The organism is Polymorphobacter fuscus (genome assembly GCF_011927825.1).
GTDB lineage: Bacteria > Pseudomonadota > Alphaproteobacteria > Sphingomonadales > Sphingomonadaceae > Sandarakinorhabdus > Sandarakinorhabdus fusca.
The window spans coordinates 323,891-346,826 of record NZ_JAATJI010000002.1 but is presented as its reverse complement, the minus strand read 5'-3'; the positions used below and the strand labels follow the sequence as shown (position 1 = coordinate 346,826).

Here is a 22,936-nt window from a genome sequence, read left to right as displayed (position 1 = left end):
CATGGCCGGCCGCCCGCCCTTCGTCGACGCCCATGTCCATTTGTGGGACCTGTCGCTCATCCGCTATCCGTGGCTGACGCCGCCGTTTGCCGATTCCGGGCCGAACGGCAGCGTCGCAGCCATTGCGCGGGACTATGGGCTCGAGGACTATCGCAGCGATGCGGCGGGCTGGGACGTGCGCGGCATCGTCCATGTCGAAGCCGGCGCCGACGCTGCCGATGCGCTGACGGAAACCGCATGGCTGCAGGGCATGGCCGATCGCGACGGCATGCCGAACGGCATCGTCGCCTTCGCAGCGCTCGAAAGCCCCGATGTCGAAGCCGTGCTGGCAGCGCACTGCGCCCACCGCAACGTTCGCGGCATCCGGCATATCGTCAACTGGCATCCCGACCCACGGCGCAGCTACACGCCATCCGATATCACCACATCCGATGCCTGGATGCGTGGCTTCGGGTTGTTGCGGAACCACGGTCTCAGCTTCGATCTCCAAGCCTATCCGGGGCAATTCGCCCATCTGGCCGGCCTGATCGCACGGCACCCCGATATCCAGGTCGTCCTCAATCACACCGGCATGGTGGTTCCCGGCGATCCGGACGGCTGGGGCGAATGGCGTCGGGGCATGGCCATGCTGGCGGCGCTGCCCCATGTCGCCGCCAAGATTTCGGGCATGGGCTTCGCCCAGCGGCCCTGGTCGCACGATTTTGCCCGGCGCTATGTGCTGGAAACGATCGACCTGTTCGGCATCGAACGCGCCATGTTCGCCAGCGACTTCCCGACCGACAAGCTGTTCGGCAGTTTCGACGCGCATTTGCGCGCCTATGACGACATCACGGCGGCCTTCTCCGACGATGAGCGCCGCGCCATGTTCGCCGGCAACGGCAACCGGCTGTATCGCCTCGGCCTGACGTTGTGACCCTCCAGGTCGTCGATCTTCGCACCGAATACAGCGTCGACCTGCTCGGCACCGAGGTCGCACGGCCACGGCTGTCGTGGCGGATCGAAAGCGACGCCGACGACGTGCTTCAGACGCGCTACCGGCTCCGCGCTGCGACAAGCGCGACGGCGCTGGCGGCCGGAGATCTGCTCTGGGACAGTGGCGACATCGCCTCCAGTGCGAGCTTTGACTTGCCCTATGGGGGGCCGGCGCTGGCGTCGATGCAGCGCATCTGGTGGTCGGTGGAAGTGGCGGATGCGGCCGGCAATATCGCCAGGTCGGCGCCGGCCTGGTTCGAGACGGGCCTGCTGACCGCCGGCGACTGGCACGCCGACTGGATCGAGGCCGAGGATGGCGCTGCCGCCGCCGATCGTGCCGCGAACCTTACCTGGGTGTGGAGCGAGACCGCGCTCGACGACCGGCCACACGCCTTCCGCATCGACTTCGACGCGCCCGCCGATCTTGTGCTGGCCGAAGTGCTGATTGCCGGCAAGGACCATCTGCGCGGGGTTTGGATCAACGGCGAGGCGTCGCCGCTCGACTGGCATTTTGACTGGGACACCAACCTGCCGTTCTGGGGAACGCTGGCGCCCTATGCCGGCACCGTCCGGCCCGGCCGCAACAGCGTCTGCGCGCTGGTCGAAGCCGATACCGTGGGATTCTTCCCGGTCGATGGCGGTGCCTTTGCAGCGCTCGTCCGGCTCCATCGCGCCGATGGCAGCATCGATCGCATCGTCAGCGGCAGCGACTGGCGGGTAGAGCCATCGCCCGCCGAAGGCTGGACCCGCGCCGGCGTCGACACCCACGACTGGGCCGCGGCTGTCCCCAGCACCGCCAATGTCCAGAATGATCCCCGCCCCGCCGAACCCGCGATGCTGCTGCGGACCGACTTCACCTGCGACAGGCCCGTCGTCGCGGCGCGGCTCTACGCCACCGCACTCGGCGCTTATGACGCCCGCATCAACGGGTGTGCCGTCTCCGACGCCATCCTCGCGCCCGAAATGAGCGTCGCGGCGGACCATGTCCTTTACCAGACCCATGATGTCACCGCGTTGATCGCGGTCGGCGCCAACACGCTTGGCGCCGTCGTCGGCGACGGCTGGTATGCCAGTGCCTTCGGCTGGCGGATCGAGCGCTATGGCTTCGGCCCCGCCCCGCGCCGCTTCCGCGCCCAGCTTCGGGTCGATTATGCCGATGGCAGCCGCGAATGGGTGACGACCGGCGGCGATTGGCGCACCGCTCCATCGGCCATCACCGCCGCCGAAATCTATGATGGCGAAACCCGCGACGCGCGGCTCGAACAGCCCGGCTGGGATCGCCCCGGCTTCGACGCTTCGCAATGGCCACTCGCGAAGCCCGGTTTCGCGCCTGGCGCACGCCTGGTCGCCCAGACTTCGCCTGCCCTGAAGCGCACCGGGACGCGGCTGGCAGCCACCATCACCGAGCCTTTGCCCGGCCGCTACGTCCTCGATTTTGGCCAGAATTTCTCCGGCTGGGTGCGAATCACGGCCCGCGGCCCGGCCGGCACGACGATCACAGCCAAATTCGCCGAACTGCTCAACCCCGATGGCACCGCCGACCTGTCGAACCTGCGCCTCGCCCGCGCCACCGATCGCTTCGTGCTGGCCGGCAACGGCGACGAGGTGTTCGAGCCAAGCTTCACCTACCACGGCTTTCGCTACGTCGAGATCAGCGGCTTTCCCGGCGTCCCGACACCCGCGACCGTCGAAGGCATCATCGTCCACAGCGCCTGTCGCGAAACCGGCACAATGGCCTTTCCCGACGCGCCGTTGCTCCAGACGATCTGGAACAACGCCCTTTGGAGCCAGCGCAGCAACTTCTTTTCCGTCCCTACCGACTGCCCGCAGCGCGACGAGCGCATGGGCTGGATGGGCGACATCCAGGTCTTCCTCGATGCCGCCGCCTTCAACATGGAAGTCGATCCCTTCATCCGGCGCTTCCTGCTCGAAGCCCGGGCAGCGCAGCGCGGCGACGGCGCCTATCCGATCGTGGTGCCGCAGCCGCAATCCTTCCCCGATGTCGTCACCGCGGGGTGGAGCGAGGCCGGAATCATCCTGCCGTGGCAGCTCTGGCAGCGCTACGGCGACACTGCGGTGATCGACGAAAACTGGGCGGCGATGACGCGCTGGATGGACTTTGTTCAGCGCCGCAACCCGGACCATGTCTGGCGCCACGATCGCGGCCTTGACCTGGGGGACTGGCTGTCGGTCGATGCGATCCAGCCCGACGACGAAACCACCCCGCGCGCACTCTGCGCCACCGCCTATTGGGCATGGTGTGCGCAGCTGATGGCCGAGATGGCGGCCGCCACCGGACGCACCGAGGCTGCCCGCTATGCTGCGCTCCACGCCGCAATCCGTGCCGCCTTCATCACCGAATTCGTCGCCGCCGATGGTACCGCCGGCAATGGCAGCCAGACGAGCCAGGTGCTCGCGCTGCACATGGGTCTGGTGCCCGATGACATGCGCGCCGCCGCCGCGCGGTTGCTCGCCGCGGACATCCGCCGGCGCGGCATGAAGCTTTCGACCGGCTTTCTCGGCACCCCCTATCTTCTCGATGTTCTCGCCGATGCCGGCCTGCACGCCGAAGTCTCGGCGCTGCTGCTCCAGACCGGCTATCCGAGCTGGGGCTATATGCCCGAACAGGGCGCGACAACGATGTGGGAACGCTGGAACGGCGATACCGGCGACCTGTCGATGAACAGCTACAATCACTATGCCTTCGGCGCGGTCGTCGGCTTTTTCTACCGGCGGCTGGCAGGCATTGCGCCGGCGGCGCCGGGCTTTCCGCGCATCGCCGCGCGGCCGCTGTGGTACCCGGCGATCGGCCGTGTATCGGCGCGCTATGAATCGCATGTCGGCACGATCGAAGCCGCAACCGACGGCGATGCCGAAGGCCTCACCGACTTTCGTCTGACCATCCCGGCAAACACGATGGCCGAAGTCGAACTGCCGGATCGAGGCCATTGGTGCCTGTTCGGTGCGTCGATCGAAGCGGATCCGCGCGTCCGCAACCTTGCGCGCGCCGCCGGTCTCGTCCGCTTCGAAATCGGTTCGGGCACCCATGATTTCGCCCTGGCTTAGAAAGGAACCCTGTCGTGGCTACCCTTGGTCTCGTCCACAATTCACCGGTCCTCGCGCCGATCTTCAACGAGATCGCGGCGCGGGTGATCCCCGATGTCCGCATTCTGCATTTCGTCGACGAAAGCACGATCAAGAACACCATCGCCGCCGGCCATTTGCAAAAGGCGACGATGCGCCAGGTGATCCGGCTGGTGGGTTCCACGTTCGACGCCGGCTGCGACATCGCGCTGGTCACCTGCTCGTCGATCGGGCGTGCGGTGGACATGGCCGCCGAACTTTATGACCAGCCGGTGCTGCGCGTCGACAGGCCCATGGCAGAGAAAGCCGTCGCCACCGGCCGCCGGATCGGCGTCATCGCCACGCTGCCGACCACCTTGCAACCGACCGCCGATCTCATCTGGCGTGTCGCGGCCGAAGAGGGCAAGGACGTCGAAATCGTCGAGCATGTCTGCGACGGCGCCTTTGCCGCGGTGATGGCCGGCGACGGCGCCACCCATGATCGCATCGTCGGCGAAGCGCTGACCGGCGCGATGGCGGGCATGGACGTCATCGTGCTCGCCCAGGCATCGATGGCGCGCGTGGTCGCAGCGCTCCCGCCCGGCGCTGTCGCCGCACCCGTCCTCGCCAGCCCGGAACTCGGCATCGAACGCGTGCGCGACATTCTGCAGGCCCGGCCACGGTGAAGAAACGCCGTATCGTCCTCGGCTTTCTGGCGGTCCTGTCGGTCATCACCTTCATCGACCGGCTGGCGATCGCCGTCACCGGCCCGACGATCCAGAAGGACCTGAACATTTCCCCCGAACAATGGGGCTGGGTGCTCAGTGCCTATGTCATCGCCTATGCGGTGTTCGAAATTCCATCCGGCGCGATGGGCGACAAGCATGGCTATCGCAAGGAATTGCGGCGCATCACCATCTGGTGGTCGTTCTTCACCGCCATCACCGCGCTGTGCCGCAGCTTCTGGCAATTGGCCGCGGCGCGGTTCCTGTTCGGGCTCGGCGCTGCCGGTGCCTATCCCAACATGACCGGCGTGCTCTATCGCTGGTTGCCGGCGCGGGAGCGCGCGCGCGGCCAGGGCGTCATCTGGGCTGCCAGCCGCCTCGGCGGCGGGCTGGCGCCGCTGCTGCTCGTGCCCGCCAACATCTGGTTCGGCTGGCGCGCGGTGTTCGTCATCCTCGGCCTGCTCGGCTTCGTCTGGGCAATTGCCTGGTGGCGATGGTTCCATGACAATCCCGCCGACCAGCCGGGGATCACCCCGGAAGAAGTCGCCGAAATCGGCCGGGATGAAATGGCCGGCCACACCGGCACGCCGTGGAAGAAGCTGCTCGGCCTGCCGCAGCTCTGGCTGATCACGGTCGCCTATTTCTTCTACGCCTTCGGAAGCTGGTTCTTCTTCGGCTGGTTCCCGACGTGGATGGTCAAGGGCGCCGGCTTCACCGTTGCCGAAATGGGGATCTATGGCTCGATCCCCTTCCTGCTCGGCATCGTCGGCAATCTGGCCGGCGGCGTGTTGTGCGACCGGCTCGCGGAGCGCATCGGCATCGGCCGCGCCTATCGCATCATCGCGTCGGCGTGCCTCGTCGTCACGGCGGCCCTGCTGGTGGCGATGAGCCTCGTTACCTCCAAGGTCGCGATCATCGCCTTTGCCGGCGCCGCCTTCATGGTCATGGACCTGATGCTGCCGGCAGCCTGGGCAATGTGCATGGCGATCGGCGGACGTTACGGCGGCACGGCCAGCGGCGTGATGAACACCGCCGGCAACCTCGGCGGCTTCATCTGCTCGGTGGCGTTCGGCTATGTCGTCGCCGCCACCGGCAACTATAATCTGCCATTGCAAGGCGTGGCGGCGATGGTGCTCGTTGCTGCCGGCATTTTTGCCTTCATCGATTGCACGCGCGGCTTCGACCTCAAGGCGGGTGCGTTGGCACAATGAGGGTCATTCCGCTCCTTGGTGCCATCGCGCTGGCGCTCGCGGGTCCCGCATCGGCGCAGGGCAAGACCCCGCCGCTCAGGGTTTCGGCCGATGGTCGCACGCTGGAGGCCGGCGGCAAGCCGTTCTTCTGGCTCGGCGATACCGGCTGGCTGCTGCTCGGCAAGCTCGACCGGGACGCCACCGAACATTATCTGAAAACCCGCGCTGCCCAAGGTTACAATGTCGTGCAGGTCATGGTGCTCCACACGGCGCAAATGGCCAATCCCGTCGCTGGCCCGGCCCTGGTCGACGGTGATCTGACGCAGCCGCGCGTCACGCCCGGCAATGATCCCGCAAAGCCCGGCGAATACGACTATTGGGACCATCTCGACTGGGTCGTCGATCGCGCTGCCGCCCATGGCATCTATCTGGCGCTGGTGCCGGTATGGGGCAATCTGCAGGATTTCCGCCTGCTCACCACCGAAACCGCCCCTGTCATCGGACGCTTCGTCGCCGAGCGCTACAAGGACAAGCCCAACATCATCTGGCTCAACGGCGGCGATCGATACCCGGAAATGGCGCTGCGCACCTGGGATGTGCTCGGCACCACGATCAAGGCTGTCGACCGCAACCATCTGATGACCTTCCACCCCGCTGGCCGCGCCAGTTCGTCGTGGTTCTTCCACAATGCGGCGTGGCTCGATTTCAACATGTATCAGTCGGGGCACATGAGCTACGCGCAGGACACGATGCTCCACGCGCGCGGCGAGGACAATTGGGTCTATTCCGCCGACGATCTGTCGCGCAGCCCGCCCAAGCCGACGATCGATGGCGAACCGAGCTACGAGAACATGCCGCACGGCCTCGACATGGTGCAGGAACCGCGCTGGGGCGCTGCCGACGCCCGCCGCTATGCCTGGTGGTCGGTGCTGGCGGGTGCCATGGGCCACACCTATGGCGAAAACAGCGTCATGCAGTTCTTCACCGCCGGCGGCGTCGCCAACGCCTATTGGCCGACGCTGTCGTGGCGCGATTCGATCGATGCCGATGGTGCCAGGCAGATGCACCATCTGAAGGATCTGGTCCTGTCGCGTCCCTTCGTCGATCGCGTCCCCGACCAGTCGCTGATCATCGGCAACGGCACGCGCTACGATCGCGTCGCGGCGACCCGCGGCCGCAGCTACGCCATCGCCTACAGCTACACCGGCAAGCCATTCCGCGTGGCGATGGGCAAGATCAGCGGCAAGCACGTGCGCGCCACCTGGTTCGACCCGCGCACCGGCACATCGACGCCGGTCGGCACTTTTGCCAACAGCGGCGAACAGCTGTTCACGCCGCCGGGCCGCTCCGCGCCGGGCAACGACTGGGCGCTCGTCCTCGACGACGCCACGACAGGAACGAGCCAGTGAAGCTGCTGCCATTCGCCCTCGCCCCCGCCCTCGCGCTTGCCATGCTGGCGGCGCCGCCGGCCGGTGCAGAGGTCGCCAAGGCGACACCTGCCGCCGCCGCCGTCGCGCACGAACGGCTGTGGCTCGGCTCCGCCTGGTACCCCGAACAATGGCCCGAAGCCGCGTGGGACGAGGACCTGCGCCTGATGAAGGCGCACGGCGCCAATGTCGTGCGCATCGGCGAATATGCCTGGAGCCGGATGGAGCCGGCCGAAGGCCAGTACGACATGGACTGGCTGGTGCGCGCCACCCGGCTGGCGGCGAAACACGGGCTCAAAGTCGTCGTCGGCACGCCCACCGACACACCGCCGGCGTGGCTGACGCAGAAATATCCCGATACCCTGCAGGTCGATGGCACCGGCAAAACCCTCGGCCACGGCGGGCGCCGGCAATTCTCGATCTCGTCGCGCCGGTATCGGGATCTCTCGCGCGCCATCGTCACGCAGATGGCCAGGGCGCTTAAGGACGAGCCCAATGTCATCGGCTGGCAGATCGGCAACGAACCGACCGACGAAAGCTATGATCCCGAAGCCCGCGCCGCCTGGGTCGCCTGGCTGAAGCAGCGCTATGGCAGTCTCGACAGGCTCAACGCGGCCTGGACTACCGCCTATTGGTCGCAGACCTACACCGACTGGTCGCAGGTGCCGTTCAACACCGACCACGCCAACCCGGGCTGGATGCTCGAATTGAAGCGTTTCATCACGGCGCAGTGGCGCGGTTTTCACCAGAACCAGATCGACGCCATCCGCGCGGTGGTCGGCGGCAACCAGTTCATCACGATCAATTTCGGCGGCCTTGGCTGGGCCAATCGCTTCGACCGCTACGAGATGAACCGCGATCTCGATTTCGCGTCATGGGACGAATATGTCGGCAGCGGCCATCTCAAACCCTGGCGCGCCGGCGCCTCGCACGACCTGGTGCGCGGCTGGAAGCGCAAGAACTTCTGGGTGATGGAAACCCAGCCCGGCTTCGTCAACTGGGCCGGCGTCAGCAACATGCTCTACCCGGGCGAAACCCGCGCGCTGGCGTGGCAGGCGGTCGGCCATGGCGCCGACGCCATCCTCTACTGGCAATGGCGCAACGCCCGCAACGGCCAGGAAACGATGCACGGTTCGATCGTCGGGCCCGACGGCAAGCCGCTGCCGATCTACCCCGAAGTGCAGCAGATCGGCCGTGACATGGCGAAGGCCTCGGCGGCGCTGGCCGGCACGCAACCGGTGTCGCCGGTCGCCATCCTTCAGGATTATCCCAGCCGCTGGGCGATCGATTTCCAGTTGCACCACCGCGATTACGACCAGATCGAAGTGCTTCTCGATTACTATCGGCCGCTCAAGGACGCGCTGGGCGCCGTCGATATCGTCGAGGCGGCCGCGGCACCGCTGGCCGGCTACAAGCTGGTCGTTGCGCCCAATCTCAACATCATTACCGATGCGATGGCGACGCGGTTGACGGCCTATGTGCGCGGCGGCGGCCACCTCATCCTCGGCCCGCGTTCGGGCCTGAAGGACGAATTCAACCGCCTCGAAACCCGTCGTCAACCGGGCCCGCTCGCCGATCTGCTCGGCGGCCAGGTCGAACAATTCCACGCGCTCGACGAAGCCATCGAAGCCGGCGATGGCAAGGCGGTGGTCTGGGCCGAACAGCTATCCCCCGCAGCGCCCGACACCGACGTGCTGCTGCGCTACGGCAAGGCCAATGGCTGGCTCGATGGCAAGCCCGCCGTCATCAGCCGCAGGGCCGGCAAGGGCCGCATCACCTATGTCGGCGCGCTTGTCGATGATGCGGTGATGAAGCGGCTGATCGACACCGCCTTGCGCGACGCCGGCGTGACGCGGGCTTTCGCCGTGCCGGCCGATGTCGAACTGATGACCCGAGAGGGCGGCGGCCGAACCATCACCATCCTCGTCAACCACGGCCGGGAAGCGCGCGACGTGGCGTTGCCGGGGTCGATGACGGATGTGCTGGGCGGGGGCAAGGTGCGCAAGCTGACGCTGCCGGCCGAAGGCGTGGCGGTGCTGCAGCAGTAATCCCCTCTCCCGCCTGCGGGAGAAGGGGAATAATTCACCCCCCGCGCCGCACCACTGCGAAAAAGTCGTCGCCGCCCATCTGGCCACCCTTCAACACCAGATCGAGCCCATCGATCGCCGCGTCGGCGGCATGCGCCCGCACCAGCGGCGCCCCGCGCTCGATCGGCGCCGCCCAGGTCAGCGCATCGATGCCGAGTTGCGCCACGCCATGACTCGACGTGTCGCCGCCGGCAAAGACCAGCCGCTTCAGCCCGGCGCGGCGAACGACGTCCCCGGCAATCCGGCCGAGCGCTTCGCCGAGCCGTTCTCCGGCCGCCTGTATCGCATTTTCGAGCGGGCCTTCGGCGGAATGGATCACCGCGCCGCTGCCCTCGGCCAGGGCCGCAAGCGCCGCATCGGCAAGCCGGGTCTCCTCGGTCGACGATCCCGCAAGCAACGCCGGCACATCGGTGGCGACGGTGGCAAAGCCATCCTGCGGCGCCCGCGCGATCTGGCGCGCGGTGGCCGGGGAACAGCTCCCGCTTACCACCAGCAGGCGATCGACAGGCCCCGCTGCGGCGATGGCCACAGGCGCACCAACCACGCCTTCGGCCTGCCACGCCAGCACCAGCGCCCGCGTGACCCCCGAACTGCCGACGGCAAGGCGCACCCCGGCCTGGCGCAAGACCCCGCCTGTTTTCGTCAGATCGGCCATCGTCACGCCGTCGAACAGCATCGCCGCCGCATCGCCGCGCGCGAAGGCCGCCAGAGCCTGGTCGCCGTGCAAATCCTCGAGCGACACCATGCCGATACGCGCGCCGGTCTGCGCCGCCAGATGCCGCACCAGATCGGCCTCATGCATCGGTGTCACCGGATGGCGCGCCATCGTCGGATGCCGGTCGATGCGATACACGTCGGCGCCCGCGGCGGCGAACAGGGTGCCGAACGCCACATAGCGGCGAAGATGCGGCGCCCCGACGATGATCGCGGCACGGCCGGCAAAGCTGCGCAGCCCGATATCGAGCGCACGCCCGATCGATCCCACCCGGGGCGCGCTGTCGAAGGTCGAGCAGGTCTTGTAGTGAACGATCGGCGACTGCCCCAGCGCGGCATAGACCGGCGGCAAATGCGTATCCATCCATTCGGGCGAGCGGCTGCGACTGTCCCCGGCAATCCCGATGGCACGCGCATCGGCAAAGCGCGCCCGCAACGCCGCGTCGGGCACGCGCAGGAACAGCACCGCCGGCACACCGCCTTCGGCAAGCTGTTCGAGAACGTCGGTCGATCCGGTGAAATCGTCGCCGTAGAATGCGTAGAGCAGGCTCACCCGCCGAAGGCCGCCAGCGCCGCCTCCAGTTCGGGCGACTGCCGGGCCGCCTCGGCCACGGGCACCCCGGCAACCGCTGCCTCCCAGGCCTGCAGCAGCGCCCGCACCCCGGCGGCGGGGCCGGCCGGATGCGCCATGATGCCGCCACCCGCCGCAAACATGCAATCGACGGAACCCAGCGCCGCAAAGGTCGGCGCCGCCTGTCGCGCCGACTGGCCCGAGGAAAAGACCGGCATGATCTCGCAGCCGGGATGCGGCGCGTCGAACATCGGCGTCAGGCATTCGCGCGCCGACGCGATCACACTGTCATCGGACTCGCAGAACTTGTTGGCGATGCCGTTGACATGGGTGTGGTCGATCCCCGCCAGCCGCCACAGCTTCTGGAAGGCGATATAGCTCATCCCGATGGCGGGGGAGCGGCCGAGCATTCCCCAGCCGTTGCGATGGCCGTGGATCGGCAACTGGCTATGGGCACGCAGCATCTTCATCGCCGGCAGACCGATCGAGTTCATGCTCGCCATGATGCACGTGCCGCCTTGCGCAAGCACATGGTCATGCCGCGCCAGCATCTCGTCGATTTCGCCGGTCAGATTGGCAGCGTACATCACCTTCTTGCCGGTGCGATCGGCATGGGCGTTGATGACACGCATCACCGCCGAGGTCCTTTGTTCGAACGGGCAATGCGGGCCATCGGCCTGCAGTTCGTCGTCCTTGATGAAATCGACGCCGGCTTCCACCAACACCCGCACCTGGTCCGCGGTGGCTTCGGGTGACAGCCCGACGCTGGGCTTGATGATCGTCCCGATGATCGGCCGGTCGTGGACGCCGGCCAGCGTGCGCGTGCCCGCAACGCCGAACTGCGGCCCCTGATAGCGGGTCAGGAATTCGGCGGGCAGTTTCACATCGAGAAGCCGCAGACCGGAAAATGCCTTGAGCTCGGACAAATTGCCGTTGATCGTCGCCAGCAGGTTGGGCAGCGACAGCCCCATGTTCGAGATCGGCCATGACACGACCACCCGCGCGGCGCGGCGGGTTGCATCGCCCGTCTTGGGCAGCCCCGAACCCGGCAGCGACGGCAGCGCCACCTCGCCAAGTTCGGTAATTTCCTCCACCCGCGCCGCATGCGCCGCGCGAAGTTCGTCGGTTTCCCCCGGCACCCGCACGAATGTGCCGGTCGATTGTTCCCCCGCCATCGTCGCCGCCGCCTGTTCGAGCGGAAAGGCGGTTTCGATCCAGTAGGTGGCGTAGATGCGCGCGTCGGACATCAGGCGGTCTTGAAATAGGTCGTCGAACGCTCGGTATCGACCTGATGATAGGGGATGAACACCAGATTGCGTGTCCCGACCTTGGCGCGATAGGCGACATCGCTGCCCGGCATCGGTTCGAGCGCACCTGGAAGGGCGATCGTCTGGGCGTCGATCCCCTGCCAGGGATTGATGCCGACGTACATCACCGCGCCGCGCATCACCGCTGCCAGATCGGGGTTGCGATCATCGATCGGCAGCGTGCGGAGCGGCTGCGGAATGGTCAGTTCGATGGTGTCGCCGGCCTTCCAGTTGCGGCTGACCGTCGCCAGCGTGCCGGGTGTCACCGCCTGCGGCGTGCCGTTGACCTTCAGCGTCGCATTCTTCGTCCATGCCGGAATGCGCAGCTTCATGCCGAACTTGCCGTCGCCGGGCTTGCGCACCGTCAGCCGCACGGTGTCGGTGGCTGGATAGTCGGTTTCCTGGACCACTTCCACAGCGCCGCCGGGGCGATCCCAGGTGACTTCCGAAGGGGTGTAGAGGCTGACGAGCAAGTTCGCATCATCATGGAAATAGGCGTTGAGCACATAGTCGGCGACGCCCTGCACCAACGTCCCCGAACAACACGGCCACTTCTGATGATAGTAACGCTTCTCGCCGGCGGCGCCATAATCCGAATAATAGGGATAGCCGCCGTCGCTGTCCGGCAACCGCGCCGCCAGCATGGTATTGTAGAGCGTCCGCTCCAGCCCATCGCCATATTGCGGCTCGCCGGTGAAGCGTACCAGGTAGCGCGCCAGCTTGAGATCGGCGAAGGCGCCGCACGGCGTTTCGAAATGCGCCTTGCTGCTCTTCAGGCTCGCCGCCAGCTTGCCTTCGTGCAGCTTGACGAATTGCTCCTCGGGACCCCAGCCGCCGGACGCGAAGCGCTGCGGCTCCATGTATTTCCAGGCATTGACCAGCGCCTTGCGATATTTCTCGTCCCCCAGGTGAAGATAGGCCTGTGCCCCCGAGCTCAGCGCGATGGTGTGGCTATAAGCGTGTTTTTCGGGCAGCACATCCTGCCCGGCCGCCAGCGGATCGAACCATTCCTTGTCGAGCATGTAATGGACCGCCATCTGGCGATACTTGTCGTCGCCGGTGATGTCGGCGACGTGGAACAGGTTCTCCGACATGATGTAGGTTTCATCATAAGGCGGGTCGACCTTGCCGATGCGGTCGACCGATACCGGGGAGATATAGGGCCGGCATTTTTCGATGATGATCGGCAGCAGCGTCTTCGCCTGCTCGACTCCGCTCAACCGATAGGCGTCGATCATTCCGACGACATATTTGTCCATCACATAGGCGGCCCATTGCGCCTGCGCGCGCGGCCCGGCGTAGGGGTTGCTCGCCTTGACGAACGCCTTGCCAAAGCCATCGACGAGTGCTGCCACCTTGTCATGGCACTGCTTGTCGCCGGTCGCTGCCCCGATCCGCGCCAGCCCCGAGATATATTGCCCAAGCGTCAGGCCGGGAACAAAGCCGTCCTGATCGTACCAGCCGCCCATGTTCGGTCCCGGGGCCGGCAGCCCGGCGTTTTCGCGAAAGACCTTCAGAACGCGATCATTGTCGAGCGCCAGATAATGCGCATGGACGTGATCATATTGGGCCTTGATGGGTCCACCGGTCAGCTTGACGGCGCCATAGGGAAATTCGCGGACGGCTTCCTTGCCGGCCGGCGCCGTGCCGGTCGCGGCAAATGCCGCAGACCCTGCCGACAGCGACGTCACCGCGGTGGCGCAGGCCGCGCAGTGCATCAACTCGCGGCGCGAAATATCGGCGCTGTCCAAGGCGATCATGAAATTTCTCTCCCGTCGGCGCGCGCCTCTCCCGGGCGGCACGTCCATTGCAATCAGCTTATAGTATGACTATTCGACCGCGCAAGACACAGCATGTCATCATAACAGCTGGGGCATCGCCGGGCCGCGATCACCGCCCGGCAGAGGGCGGCCCGGTGCGCTCGATGCGGCTGACGCCATGACCGATGATGTAGCGCATTGCCGCCGCGGCCGCCTCGCCGTCGCGCGCCTCGATTGCATCGACGATGCGCTGGTGGCCGCGCACGCTGGCGTCGTGCGCCTCGGTTTCGCGGACCGGCGAGCTCATCCGGAACGACGCGAGCAGCGCGGTTTCGATGACTGCCGACAGCGATCGCATCAGGACATTGCCCGAGGCCTGGCCGACGGCACGATGAAATCCCAAATCAGCTTCGGCAAAATCGCTGGCGCTGCTGGTCGCCGTGGCCATCTGGGCCACCCATGCCCGCATCGCCGCGATATCGTCCGCCGTCGCCTTTTCGGCGGCGGCGGCCGCGGCCGCGGGTTCGATCGCCACGCGAATGGCGGCAAGATCGCGAACGAAAGCGATGTCGAAACCCTTGGCGACCTTCCAGGCAAGAATATCGGCGTCGAAGAAGTTCCAGTGCGCGCTTTCCAGCACGGTCGTCCCCACCCGCGTCCGCGACACGATCAGGCCCTTGGCGGTCAGCGTCTTGAAGGCTTCACGCAGCACCGTGCGCGACACGCCGAACCGGTCGAGCATCTCGGCTTCGGTCGGCAGCTTCTGGCCCGGTTGATACACGCCTGCCAGGATTTCACCGCCAAGCGCGCTTGCGACCTGGTCGTGGCTCGACATGGTCCCGCCGGCAAATCGACTGAAATTGGCACGCGCCAGCATTGGTTCCTGTTCCGCCAGTCGCGAGGCCCGACCGGCTAGCTCGAAAAAGTAATAAGCGCTTCGTTTAAGGATAAGCAAGCAACCAGTCGGATACGCAACGCCGCTCCCTGCCGGCCTCGTCCGGGCGACGGGGAAATGTCATATTAAATTATGTTTTTTGCTTGGCAGGGCGCGGCGCCGGGCGCAGAAATGGCGGAAACGCGAAACGGCGAAAGGGGGGGTGGTGAACAGAATTTGGGCCGCGATGGCGTTGACGGCTGCCGCGCTCGTGGCCGCGCCGGCCACTGCCCAATCCCCGTTCCCGAGCCGCGCCACGGCCTTTGCCGATCGCCCCGCCATCGCCGTCGGCGTCGCCTGGTATCCCGAACAATGGCCCGAAACGCGGTGGGATACCGACCTGAAGATGATGCGCGACACCGGCTTCAACACCGTGCGCATCGGCGAATTCGCTTGGAGCCGGATGGAGCCACGCGAAGGCGAGTTCGATTTCGGCTGGATGGACCGCGCCATCGCCGCTGCCCGCCGCCACGGCCTGATGGTCGTGATCGGCACCCCGACGGCGGCCCCGCCCGCGTGGATGACGCAGAAATACCCGGACACGCTGCGCGTCGATGAAAACGGCACCCGCGCCGGTCATGGCGGCCGCCGGCACTTCTCCTTTGCCAGCCCCCGCTACCGCGCTTTCGCCCGGCGCGTCGCCACCGAAATGGCCCGGCGCTATGGCCATGACACGTCGGTTGTCGGCTGGCAGATCGACAACGAAGTCGGCCCGCCATCGTGGGACCCTCAATCCATCACGGCCTGGCACGCCTTTCTCAAGGCCCGATACGGCACCGTCGAAGAACTCAACCGCCGCTGGACCACGCAATATTGGAGCCAGTCCTACAATGATTTCGCCCAGGTGCCGCTGCGCGCCACCGGCCAGCACAATCCCGGCCTGCTGCTCGATTTCCGGCATTTCACCACCGCGACCTGGGTCGATTATGTCCAGAGCCAGGCCCGCGCCATCCGGCCGCTCATCGACGCCCGCGCCTTCGTCACCACCAACACCATGTACTGGAACGCCGGCTTCGATCATTTCGCCATGCACCGGGACCTCGATATCGCGTCCTGGGACAATTACATCCAGGGTGGCCGGCCGGACTGGGTGGCCAATGGCGCCAATCACGACCTGGTGCGCGGCTACAAGCAGCGCAATTTCTGGTTGATGGAAACCCAGCCCGGGCGGGTGGACTGGGCCCCGGTCAATCGCGCCCTCGATCCCGGCCAGGTCCGCGAGATGGCGTGGCAGGCCGTCGGCCACGGCGCCGATGCCGTGCTCTACTGGCAGTGGCGCCCGGCCGCCAATGGCCAGGAAACCTATCACGGCGCCGTCCTCGGCCAGGACGGCAAGCCCAACCCGATCCAGCCGGAAATCGCGCAGGTTTCGGCCGAACTGGTCAAGGCCGCGCCACTGCTCGCCGATACCGCACCGACCGCCGATGTCGCGATGGTATTTTCCTACGACAGCCGCTGGGCAATCGACATGCAGCGCCACCACCGCGATTTCGATCCGATCAAGGCCTTCACCGATTTCTACCGCCCGCTGCGCGTCCAGTCGCAAGGGGTCGGCATCGTTTCATCGTCGGCCGACCTCACGCCCTATCGCCTTGTCGTCGCACCCAACATGATGGTCATGACCCGGGCGGAGGCGACCGCATTGGAAGCCTATGTCCGCGGCGGTGGCCACGTCGTGCTCGGCCCGCGCTCAGGGATGCGCGACGACGCCAATGCACTGTGGCCGATGCCGCAGCCGGGGCCGCTGACCGACCTGCTCGGTGCGCGGGTGGCACAATATTATGCGCTCGACGCGCCGGTCGGCATCACCGGGTCGGTGTCGGGCAAGGTCTCGATCTGGGCCGAGGAACTCGAGCCCCTTGCCCCCGATGTGCGCGTGCTGGCACGTTTCGACGACAAGGGCGGCTGGCTCGACAACAAGCCCGCAATCGTCACGCGCCACGTCGGGAAAGGCCGCATCACCTATGTCGGTGCCTGGCTGGAACCCGGGGCGATGGCGGCGCTCGCCACCGGTCTGCTCGCCGATGCAAAGGTCGCCCCGATCGTCGCCGACACGCACCCCGATGTCGAGATCGCCGAGCGGCGCGGCGCCGGCAAGCGCGTGCTGATCGCCATCAACCACGGCACAAGCGCCCATCCGCTGCGGCTGCCCGCGGGCGCGCGCGCCGCCGGCGGAGATTGGGACGATGGCCAGGTTCCGGCGCATGGCGTCGCGCTTTTCACGCTTCCGGAAGCAGCGAAGTGAGGGTCCTGCCCATCCTGGCGCTGCTGATGTCCGGCAGCGCCCAGGCCACCGCAGCCGAGCGCTGGATTCCCGCCTGGACCGGCCCCCCGATCGGCTATGAACCGGGGATACGCGATGGTCTTGGCCGGGCCTTCAAGGACGAGACCGTGCGCCAGGATCTGCGCGTGGCCGTCACCGGCAAGCGCCTGCGCGTCCGCTTCACCAACGAACTGGCGGACACACCGCTGCGCATCGGCGCGGCTTCGATCCTGCGCCTCGATGCCGACGGCGGGCCGGTCCCCGACAGTCTTCGACCCCTCACCTTCGCCGGTGACACCGCCGCACGCATCCCGGCGCACGCCCCCATGTTGTCGGACCCGTTCGACTATCCTGTCAGCGCCGGGGAGCGGCTGGCCATCTCGGTGTGGTTCCCCGATGACGTGGCGCCGCCCGCCCACGCCCAGATGGTCGATATCGCCGCCGGCAATGCCACCGCCGCGCGCGAGCTTCCCACCCCGCGCCGCGCCCGCGCCTCGGGCCTCGCCAGCGCGCTCGAAGTCACCGGCGCCTCGGCGACCCGCGTCCTCGTCACGTTCGGCGATTCGATCACGGAGGGCGCCGGCGCGACCCCCGGCAAGGCGATGAGCTGGCCCGACCAGCTCGGCCGCAGGCTTGCCGCTGCCCCCGGCGGCCGCTGCTGGGCGGTGGCCAACCAGGGCATCAGCGGCAATCGCCTGCTCGACAGCGGCCGCGGCCCCAGTGCGCTTGCCCGCTTCGATCGCGACGTGCTGGCCGTTCCCGGCGCCACCCATGTCGTCATCCTCGAAGGCATCAACGACATCGGCAAGGTCCGCGACGCTGCTGATTGGCAGCCCCTCGCCGACGCCCTGATCGCCGCCTATGAACAGTTGCTGGCGCGGGCACGGGCGGGAGGCTTGCGCGTTATTTTCGGCACACTGCTGCCCTATCAAGGCGCTGCCTATGCCGATGCGGCGGGCGAGCAGCGCCGGCAGGCGGTCAACGCCTGGATCCGTGCCAACCGCAAACGCTTCGATGGCGTGATCGATTTCGATACGGCGATGGGCGAACCCGGCCAGCCCGGCGTCATGCGCCTGTCCGGCCAGATCGGCGACCATCTCCATCCCAACGATGCCGGCTATACGGCGATGGCCGAGGCCGCCCTGCCCGTCATCCTCGCGCAGGGCTGCCGGTAATCTAACGCTCGACCGTCACCAGATAGCTCGTCGTCGCCGGCGTTCCGACCGCGATCTCCCAGCCCGGCTCGATCATCTTGCCGCCGATCGCTTTGCCGATCGGCCGCCCTGCTCCATCGAGCGGCTGCGCCGAAACCCCCACCGCGCCCTCCAGGTCCTTCAGCTGGATCCAGCCGGTGATCGGCTCGATCACCGTCGGCGCCGTGCCCCAGTCGGTCAGCATGGCGCGGCGTTCGTCCCATTTGGTACCGCTGTTCTCCACCTTGCCGGTGGTGGTCAGCAGCATGCGGTTCGACAGATGCATCGGCTTGCCATCCAGCGACGACAGGGTGATCGATGCAAAGCGGTTGCGCACATCGGCGGCGCCCAGGTTGCGGGTCTGGACCCCCGGATTGGCGCTGACGAAGCCGACCAGCGCCTGGCTGCGCGGGGTATCGACACTGACGATCCCGTCCTTGCCGGCGTCGGTCTGCCAGCGCAATTCGCCGGTGTCGGACACCAAAGGGTTGGCCGCCGGCAACGGGGCCGGCAGGCTGGACTTGCAATCGAGGCATGCCACGCGCGAGCCATGGACCAGCGGGATCATCATCTCGAAGCCCGGCGTGAAATAGGGCATGTCGGCGCGCGGCAGGCGCGCCGATTCATTGATCTGCTCGGTCGAATAGGAGCGTGTGAGCGTCGTTTTTGCAGCGGCCACATCGCCGCGAAGGAAGATAATCGCGCCGGCCGGCATCTGCGCCATCTTCACCGGATCGAGGGTGATGTCGAAATGGTCGGCAATCGCCGGTTTCACTTCGCCGCTGATCTTGGTTTCGAACGTGTAGAAATAGATCGCATCCCAATCCTGCAGCGCCGCATAGGACGCAAGGATCGGGATCATCTCCGAGCCATAATCGCTGGGATAGGGGTGGTTGACCTCGCTGACGGTATAGGCCTTGCCCACCGCCGCCGATCGCGCAAGTTTCTGGATGATCGACAGTTCGGGGGAATTGACCATCGGCTCGTTGCGCCGGCCATAGATGGCGGGATGCTGCCAATAGACATGCGCATCGAGCATATCGGCCTGCATCGCGGTGCGCATCAGCGGCAGGTTGGAAACGAAATAGGTGTGATCGTTCAGCGGCATGATCGGCGCCTTGACGCCGACCTCGTCTTCCAGGAACCGCTTCATCTCGGCGTGAAAGTCGATCTCGACGCTGGTGATGAACTCCAGCTCCGCATCGAAGCGCAGTTTCGGCGCCTCGGGGTGGTCACCGCGCCGCATCAGCGGTACCGGCTGGCCGGTGCCGACCCCGGCCATCTGGCGCAGCCTCGCCACCTCGTCGGGCTTGCGGTGCTGGCCCAGCCAGTCGTTGTACAGTTTCACCAACAGCGCCTGATAATGCGGCGTCATGTCGAGCTGGCTGTTCTTGCCCCCGGGCACGCGCTCGCCGCGCAGCCAGTTGCGCATCCAGAATTCGAGCAGCGAGTTTTCGTTCACCACTTCGACGGTCATGACGGCCGGGTCGTCGGCGTAGCGCAGCTTGGTATAGGGGTTCAGATGCCCCAGAAGCTGCTTGGCATATTCCTTCTGCAACGCCACCAGTTCCGGGCCGAAATAGGTGAACGCCTTGAACGGGGCGAGCAGGTCGGCGTCGGGCACGCCGTCACCCGCCTTGAACTCGCGGCCGACATTGAGGTTGAAATTCACATAAATGCCGCGCTGCTTCAGCGCGTTGAACCAATAGTCGAGCCGTTCGAGCTGTTCGGGATTGAACTCCCGGCTATTGTCGACATCGTGGCGGATCAATCCGCGCGGCGTATGGGTGAACGGCCCGGCATTGGGGCCGCGTGATGCGCCCTCGTTCATCCGCGGGCGGGCGATATCGGGCTTGTCGAGAAAGTGCATCCGCACGCAATTGACCCCGAGCCGGGCCAGCGCCGCCGCATAGACTTCGGCGTCCTTGTGATTCGGAATTTCCTCGCCGCCGATGGTCCAGCCGGTCAGATTGACCCCCCAGCAGCGGAAGCGCTTGCCGTCACCCCGATACAGATGGCCATCGCGCACCTCGATGAAGCCAAATTTGCCGGCGGGGCCGTCGAGCAGGAAGCGCGCATCGGCGTCGGAATCGACCCGCGCCGCGTGATCCACGGGGAACGGCTGCAAGGCAATATCCTGCGCCAGCGCCGGCGTGACCGAGATTGCCGCCAGAACGCTCCCCAGCCCCAGGTTCCTGAGCCAAAGCATCACACCGTTTCCCCCAATTCAAGCGTTCAGCCGACGCGGATTTTCAGCGCATAGGGATAGGCCCCTGCCCCGACCGGCGGCAGCTTCACCGACAGACCCCTGGGTGTCTGTTCCCAGTCGATCCTGCCGCCATCGAGCAGTTCGATGCTCTTGATCGGCGCGTCGAGATAGGGATTGCCGGCGTACAGCGTCTTGATGAACACCGCGCCGTCCAGCGGCCGTGCCAGACCCATCGCATACAGGGTGTCGCCCCTGGTGGTGAAGCGGATGTCGGCAGGGGTGAAGCCCTTCACCGCCGATTCCTCGACCTGCCCGCCGACGCGCACCTGGCCCGATTGCGTCGTGCCTTCGCCGAAGAATTTGAACGGCCGCGTTTCATAGATCGCCTCGCCGTTGATCTTCAGCCAGCCCCCCATGCCGTGCAGCACCTCGACGATTTCCGGGGGCATGGTGCCATCGGCCCTGGGGCCGACATTGAGCAGCAGATTGCCGTTCTTGCTGACGATATCGATCAGGTCGGCAATCAGCGACGGCGCCGTGCGATAGCTGTCGTCCTTGGCATAGCCCCAACTGTGGACGCTGATCGAGGTATCGGATTGCCACGGCGTCAGCTTGAGCGCGTCGGTCTTGCCGCGCTCCATGTCGAACAGCGCGCTGCCTTCGGCGAACTGCGACCCCTTGTAGGCGATGATGCCTTGTCTGCCCTTGGCGGCCGTGCGGTTGTAATAATAAGCGGCGGTGTCGCGCATCAGCGGTTCGAAGCTCGGCGCCGAGGTCCACCAGTCGAAATAGATGAGCTCGGGATCATATTTGTCGATCAATTCGGCCGTGCGGACCATCCAGTCGTCGAGGAAGGCCTTGTCGGGCGGCATCCAGGTCTGCAACTGGCCGCCATCGGGCCATTTGTCGGGATCATCCGAGGGCAGGCCTGTGGGCGCCGCGGGTCCGTAGAGCCCGGCAAATTCGGGGTTGCCGACGTCCGACGGAAAGCTGCGGCCCTTGTGATACCACCACCAATGCTCGGCGCGGTGCGACGACAGGCCGAAATGCATCCCGGCAGCGCGCGCGGCACGGGCAATTTCCCCCGTGGTGTCGCGCCTGGGGCCCATTTCCGAGGCATCCCATTCGGAAAAATCCGAATCGTACATGGCGAAACCGTCGCAATGTTCGGCCACGGGAACGACATAGCGCGCGCCGGCATCGGCGAACAGCTTGACCCAGGCGTCGGGGTCGAACCGTTCGGCCTTGAACCGGGGAATGAAGTCCTTGTAGCCGAACTTGGCCTGGGGGCCATAAGTCTGCAAATGGTGCTCATAGGCCTTGTTGCCCGGCACATACATGTTGCGCGAATACCATTCATTGGCGAACGCCGGCACCGAATAGGGGCCCCAATGGATGAAGATGCCGAACTTGGCGTCGCGGAACCATTCCGGCGTGCGGTAACGCTGGCGCAGCGCGTCCCATTCCGGTTTGAAGGGCCCTTGCGCCACGCCCGCCTGCACCGCGCGCAGCTTGGCATCGACCTTGGCCTGATAGTCGGGAACCGTCGCGCCGGCCGGCATCGCAGCCAGCAAGGCGGCCACTCCGATGCAGGCGGACGTCAGTTTGAAACGGGGCGTGGCGGGCATCCACCTCTCCAGGAAATCGGCGCGGCAGCACACGGGATCGCGCGGGGTTGTTCCGGGGGCAATCAGGTTATGCGCCGGATGCTGGCGGCGAGCTCGTCCTTGTCGAACACCCGCTTCCAGTCATCGCGCAGCATCGTTGGCTTGCCGAAGGTGATCGCCTTGTTGCAGGCATCTGAAAACTGCCCCGGAATATGCTTGAAGATCACCGCCGCCAGGACATTCATATGGCCGAGCAGGAAATCGCGCGCGGCTTCGGCCGGGACGCCGCGCGCCACCACCTCGTCCATTGCCTCGCGCATCGTGTCGAGCAGCGAGGCAACCACGGTTTCCGAAAGGCCGGGCTCGAGCAGCGCCATCTGGTCCACTGTCACGCGGTGCGAGCGCAGGATCGGTGCCCAGATGGTGCGGGCAACCGCTTCGCCGACCGCATAATGTTCGTCCGGACCCTGCATCAAGGCGTTGACGATGCTTTGCCGGGCATGAAGGCCACCGAAGCGATCGTCGCGCGCGGCCGGCTCGGTCTCGTCGTTGAAGATCGGCGGATGACAGGGGTGCGTCACGAAATAGCTCAGGTCCGGCCGCACCGGCAGATGGCCGGCAAAGGGCGCCGCGGCGTCGAGCGCCATGATCATCGTGGCTGGCTTGAGGAACGGCGCGATCCTGTGCGCGACCGATCCGACATGGGTATCGGGCACGGCGAGAATGACAACCTCGACACCATCGAGCGCTGTCGCCATCTCCACGCATTCGATCCCCAGCGCATCGCGCAGCCCGGCGCGGCCCGCTTCGCTGGTTTCGACATGGCGGACATCGTCGTGACCCGCAGCGAGATTGCGCGCCAGTCGCACACCCATCTTGCCGCCTGCACCGAACAGCGCGATTGCTGCCATCCC

15 protein-coding genes are annotated in these 22,936 nt (G+C 66.3%); 8 read left to right on the top strand and 7 right to left on the bottom strand.

Translation table 11 applies throughout. The annotated features are described in order from the left end of the window. The first annotated feature begins 1 nt into the window (after position 1). Genes GGQ62_RS14960 through GGQ62_RS14935 form a run of 6 tightly spaced genes read left to right on the top strand, consistent with a single transcriptional unit; the run spans position 2 to position 9,425 of the window. Positions 2-913, top strand: coding sequence for an amidohydrolase family protein (locus GGQ62_RS14960; RefSeq protein ID WP_152577950.1), 912 nt, complete (start codon positions 2-4; stop codon positions 911-913). Next, a complete protein-coding gene (locus tag GGQ62_RS14955) occupies positions 910-4,038 on the top strand; it encodes an alpha-L-rhamnosidase (RefSeq protein ID WP_152577951.1) in 3,129 nt (1,042 codons plus the stop codon). The genes GGQ62_RS14960 and GGQ62_RS14955 overlap by 4 nt, the downstream gene beginning before the upstream one ends. A gap of 14 nt (positions 4,039-4,052) precedes the next feature. Further along, positions 4,053-4,721, top strand: coding sequence for an aspartate/glutamate racemase family protein (locus tag GGQ62_RS14950; protein ID WP_152577952.1), 669 nt, complete (start codon positions 4,053-4,055; stop codon positions 4,719-4,721). Beyond that, a complete protein-coding gene (locus GGQ62_RS14945; RefSeq protein WP_153401326.1) occupies positions 4,718-5,971 on the top strand; it encodes an MFS transporter in 1,254 nt (417 codons plus the stop codon). The genes GGQ62_RS14950 and GGQ62_RS14945 overlap by 4 nt, the downstream gene beginning before the upstream one ends. Then, entirely contained in the window at positions 5,968-7,359 is a 1,392-nt protein-coding gene (locus GGQ62_RS14940) for a glycoside hydrolase family 140 protein (RefSeq protein WP_152577954.1), read from the top strand. Before GGQ62_RS14945 ends, GGQ62_RS14940 begins: the two co-directional genes overlap by 4 nt. Continuing rightward, entirely contained in the window at positions 7,356-9,425 is a 2,070-nt protein-coding gene (locus GGQ62_RS14935; RefSeq protein WP_243446655.1) for a beta-galactosidase, read from the top strand. Before GGQ62_RS14940 ends, GGQ62_RS14935 begins: the two co-directional genes overlap by 4 nt. A 34-nt stretch (positions 9,426-9,459) precedes the next feature. On the opposite strand, the gene GGQ62_RS14930 is transcribed toward GGQ62_RS14935, so the two are convergent. From GGQ62_RS14930 to GGQ62_RS14915, 4 genes are all read right to left on the bottom strand, one after another. Further along, complete coding sequence (locus GGQ62_RS14930) at positions 9,460-10,731, bottom strand: four-carbon acid sugar kinase family protein (RefSeq protein WP_152577955.1); 1,272 nt, start codon at positions 10,729-10,731, stop codon at positions 9,460-9,462. Further along, entirely contained in the window at positions 10,728-11,996 is a 1,269-nt protein-coding gene (locus tag GGQ62_RS14925) for a ribulose-bisphosphate carboxylase large subunit family protein (protein ID WP_152577956.1), read from the bottom strand. The genes GGQ62_RS14930 and GGQ62_RS14925 overlap by 4 nt, the downstream gene beginning before the upstream one ends. Continuing rightward, positions 11,996-13,816 (bottom strand): beta-L-arabinofuranosidase domain-containing protein, encoded by a 1,821-nt coding sequence (locus GGQ62_RS14920; protein ID WP_167649696.1) that lies wholly within the window; start codon positions 13,814-13,816, stop codon positions 11,996-11,998. The genes GGQ62_RS14925 and GGQ62_RS14920 overlap by 1 nt, the downstream gene beginning before the upstream one ends. Before the next feature lie 130 nt (positions 13,817-13,946). Beyond that, the gene (locus GGQ62_RS14915; protein WP_243446155.1) at positions 13,947-14,651 is read right to left on the bottom strand and encodes a FadR/GntR family transcriptional regulator; all 705 of its coding nucleotides are present in this window, start codon (positions 14,649-14,651) and stop codon (positions 13,947-13,949) included. A 265-nt stretch (positions 14,652-14,916) separates the two neighbouring features. On the opposite strand from GGQ62_RS14915, the gene GGQ62_RS14910 reads away from it, so the two are divergent. Together GGQ62_RS14910 and GGQ62_RS14905 are read left to right on the top strand one after the other, a co-directional pair. Then, positions 14,917-16,995, top strand: coding sequence for a beta-galactosidase (locus GGQ62_RS14910; RefSeq protein ID WP_243446656.1), 2,079 nt, complete (start codon positions 14,917-14,919; stop codon positions 16,993-16,995). Then, a complete protein-coding gene (locus GGQ62_RS14905; RefSeq protein ID WP_243446657.1) occupies positions 16,992-18,188 on the top strand; it encodes an SGNH/GDSL hydrolase family protein in 1,197 nt (398 codons plus the stop codon). The genes GGQ62_RS14910 and GGQ62_RS14905 overlap by 4 nt, the downstream gene beginning before the upstream one ends. Position 18,189: 1 nt before the next feature. Here the strand turns inward: GGQ62_RS14905 and GGQ62_RS14900 are convergent, their stop codons facing one another. From GGQ62_RS14900 to GGQ62_RS14890, 3 genes are all read right to left on the bottom strand, one after another. Next, positions 18,190-20,415 (bottom strand): hypothetical protein, encoded by a 2,226-nt coding sequence (locus tag GGQ62_RS14900; protein ID WP_152577959.1) that lies wholly within the window; start codon positions 20,413-20,415, stop codon positions 18,190-18,192. 26 nt (positions 20,416-20,441) lie between these two features. Continuing rightward, positions 20,442-22,043 (bottom strand): alpha-L-fucosidase, encoded by a 1,602-nt coding sequence (locus GGQ62_RS14895; RefSeq protein ID WP_207790507.1) that lies wholly within the window; start codon positions 22,041-22,043, stop codon positions 20,442-20,444. Between the two features lie 62 nt (positions 22,044-22,105). Next, complete coding sequence (locus GGQ62_RS14890; RefSeq protein WP_152577960.1) at positions 22,106-22,933, bottom strand: phosphogluconate dehydrogenase C-terminal domain-containing protein; 828 nt, start codon at positions 22,931-22,933, stop codon at positions 22,106-22,108. Positions 22,934-22,936: the final 3 nt, after the last annotated feature.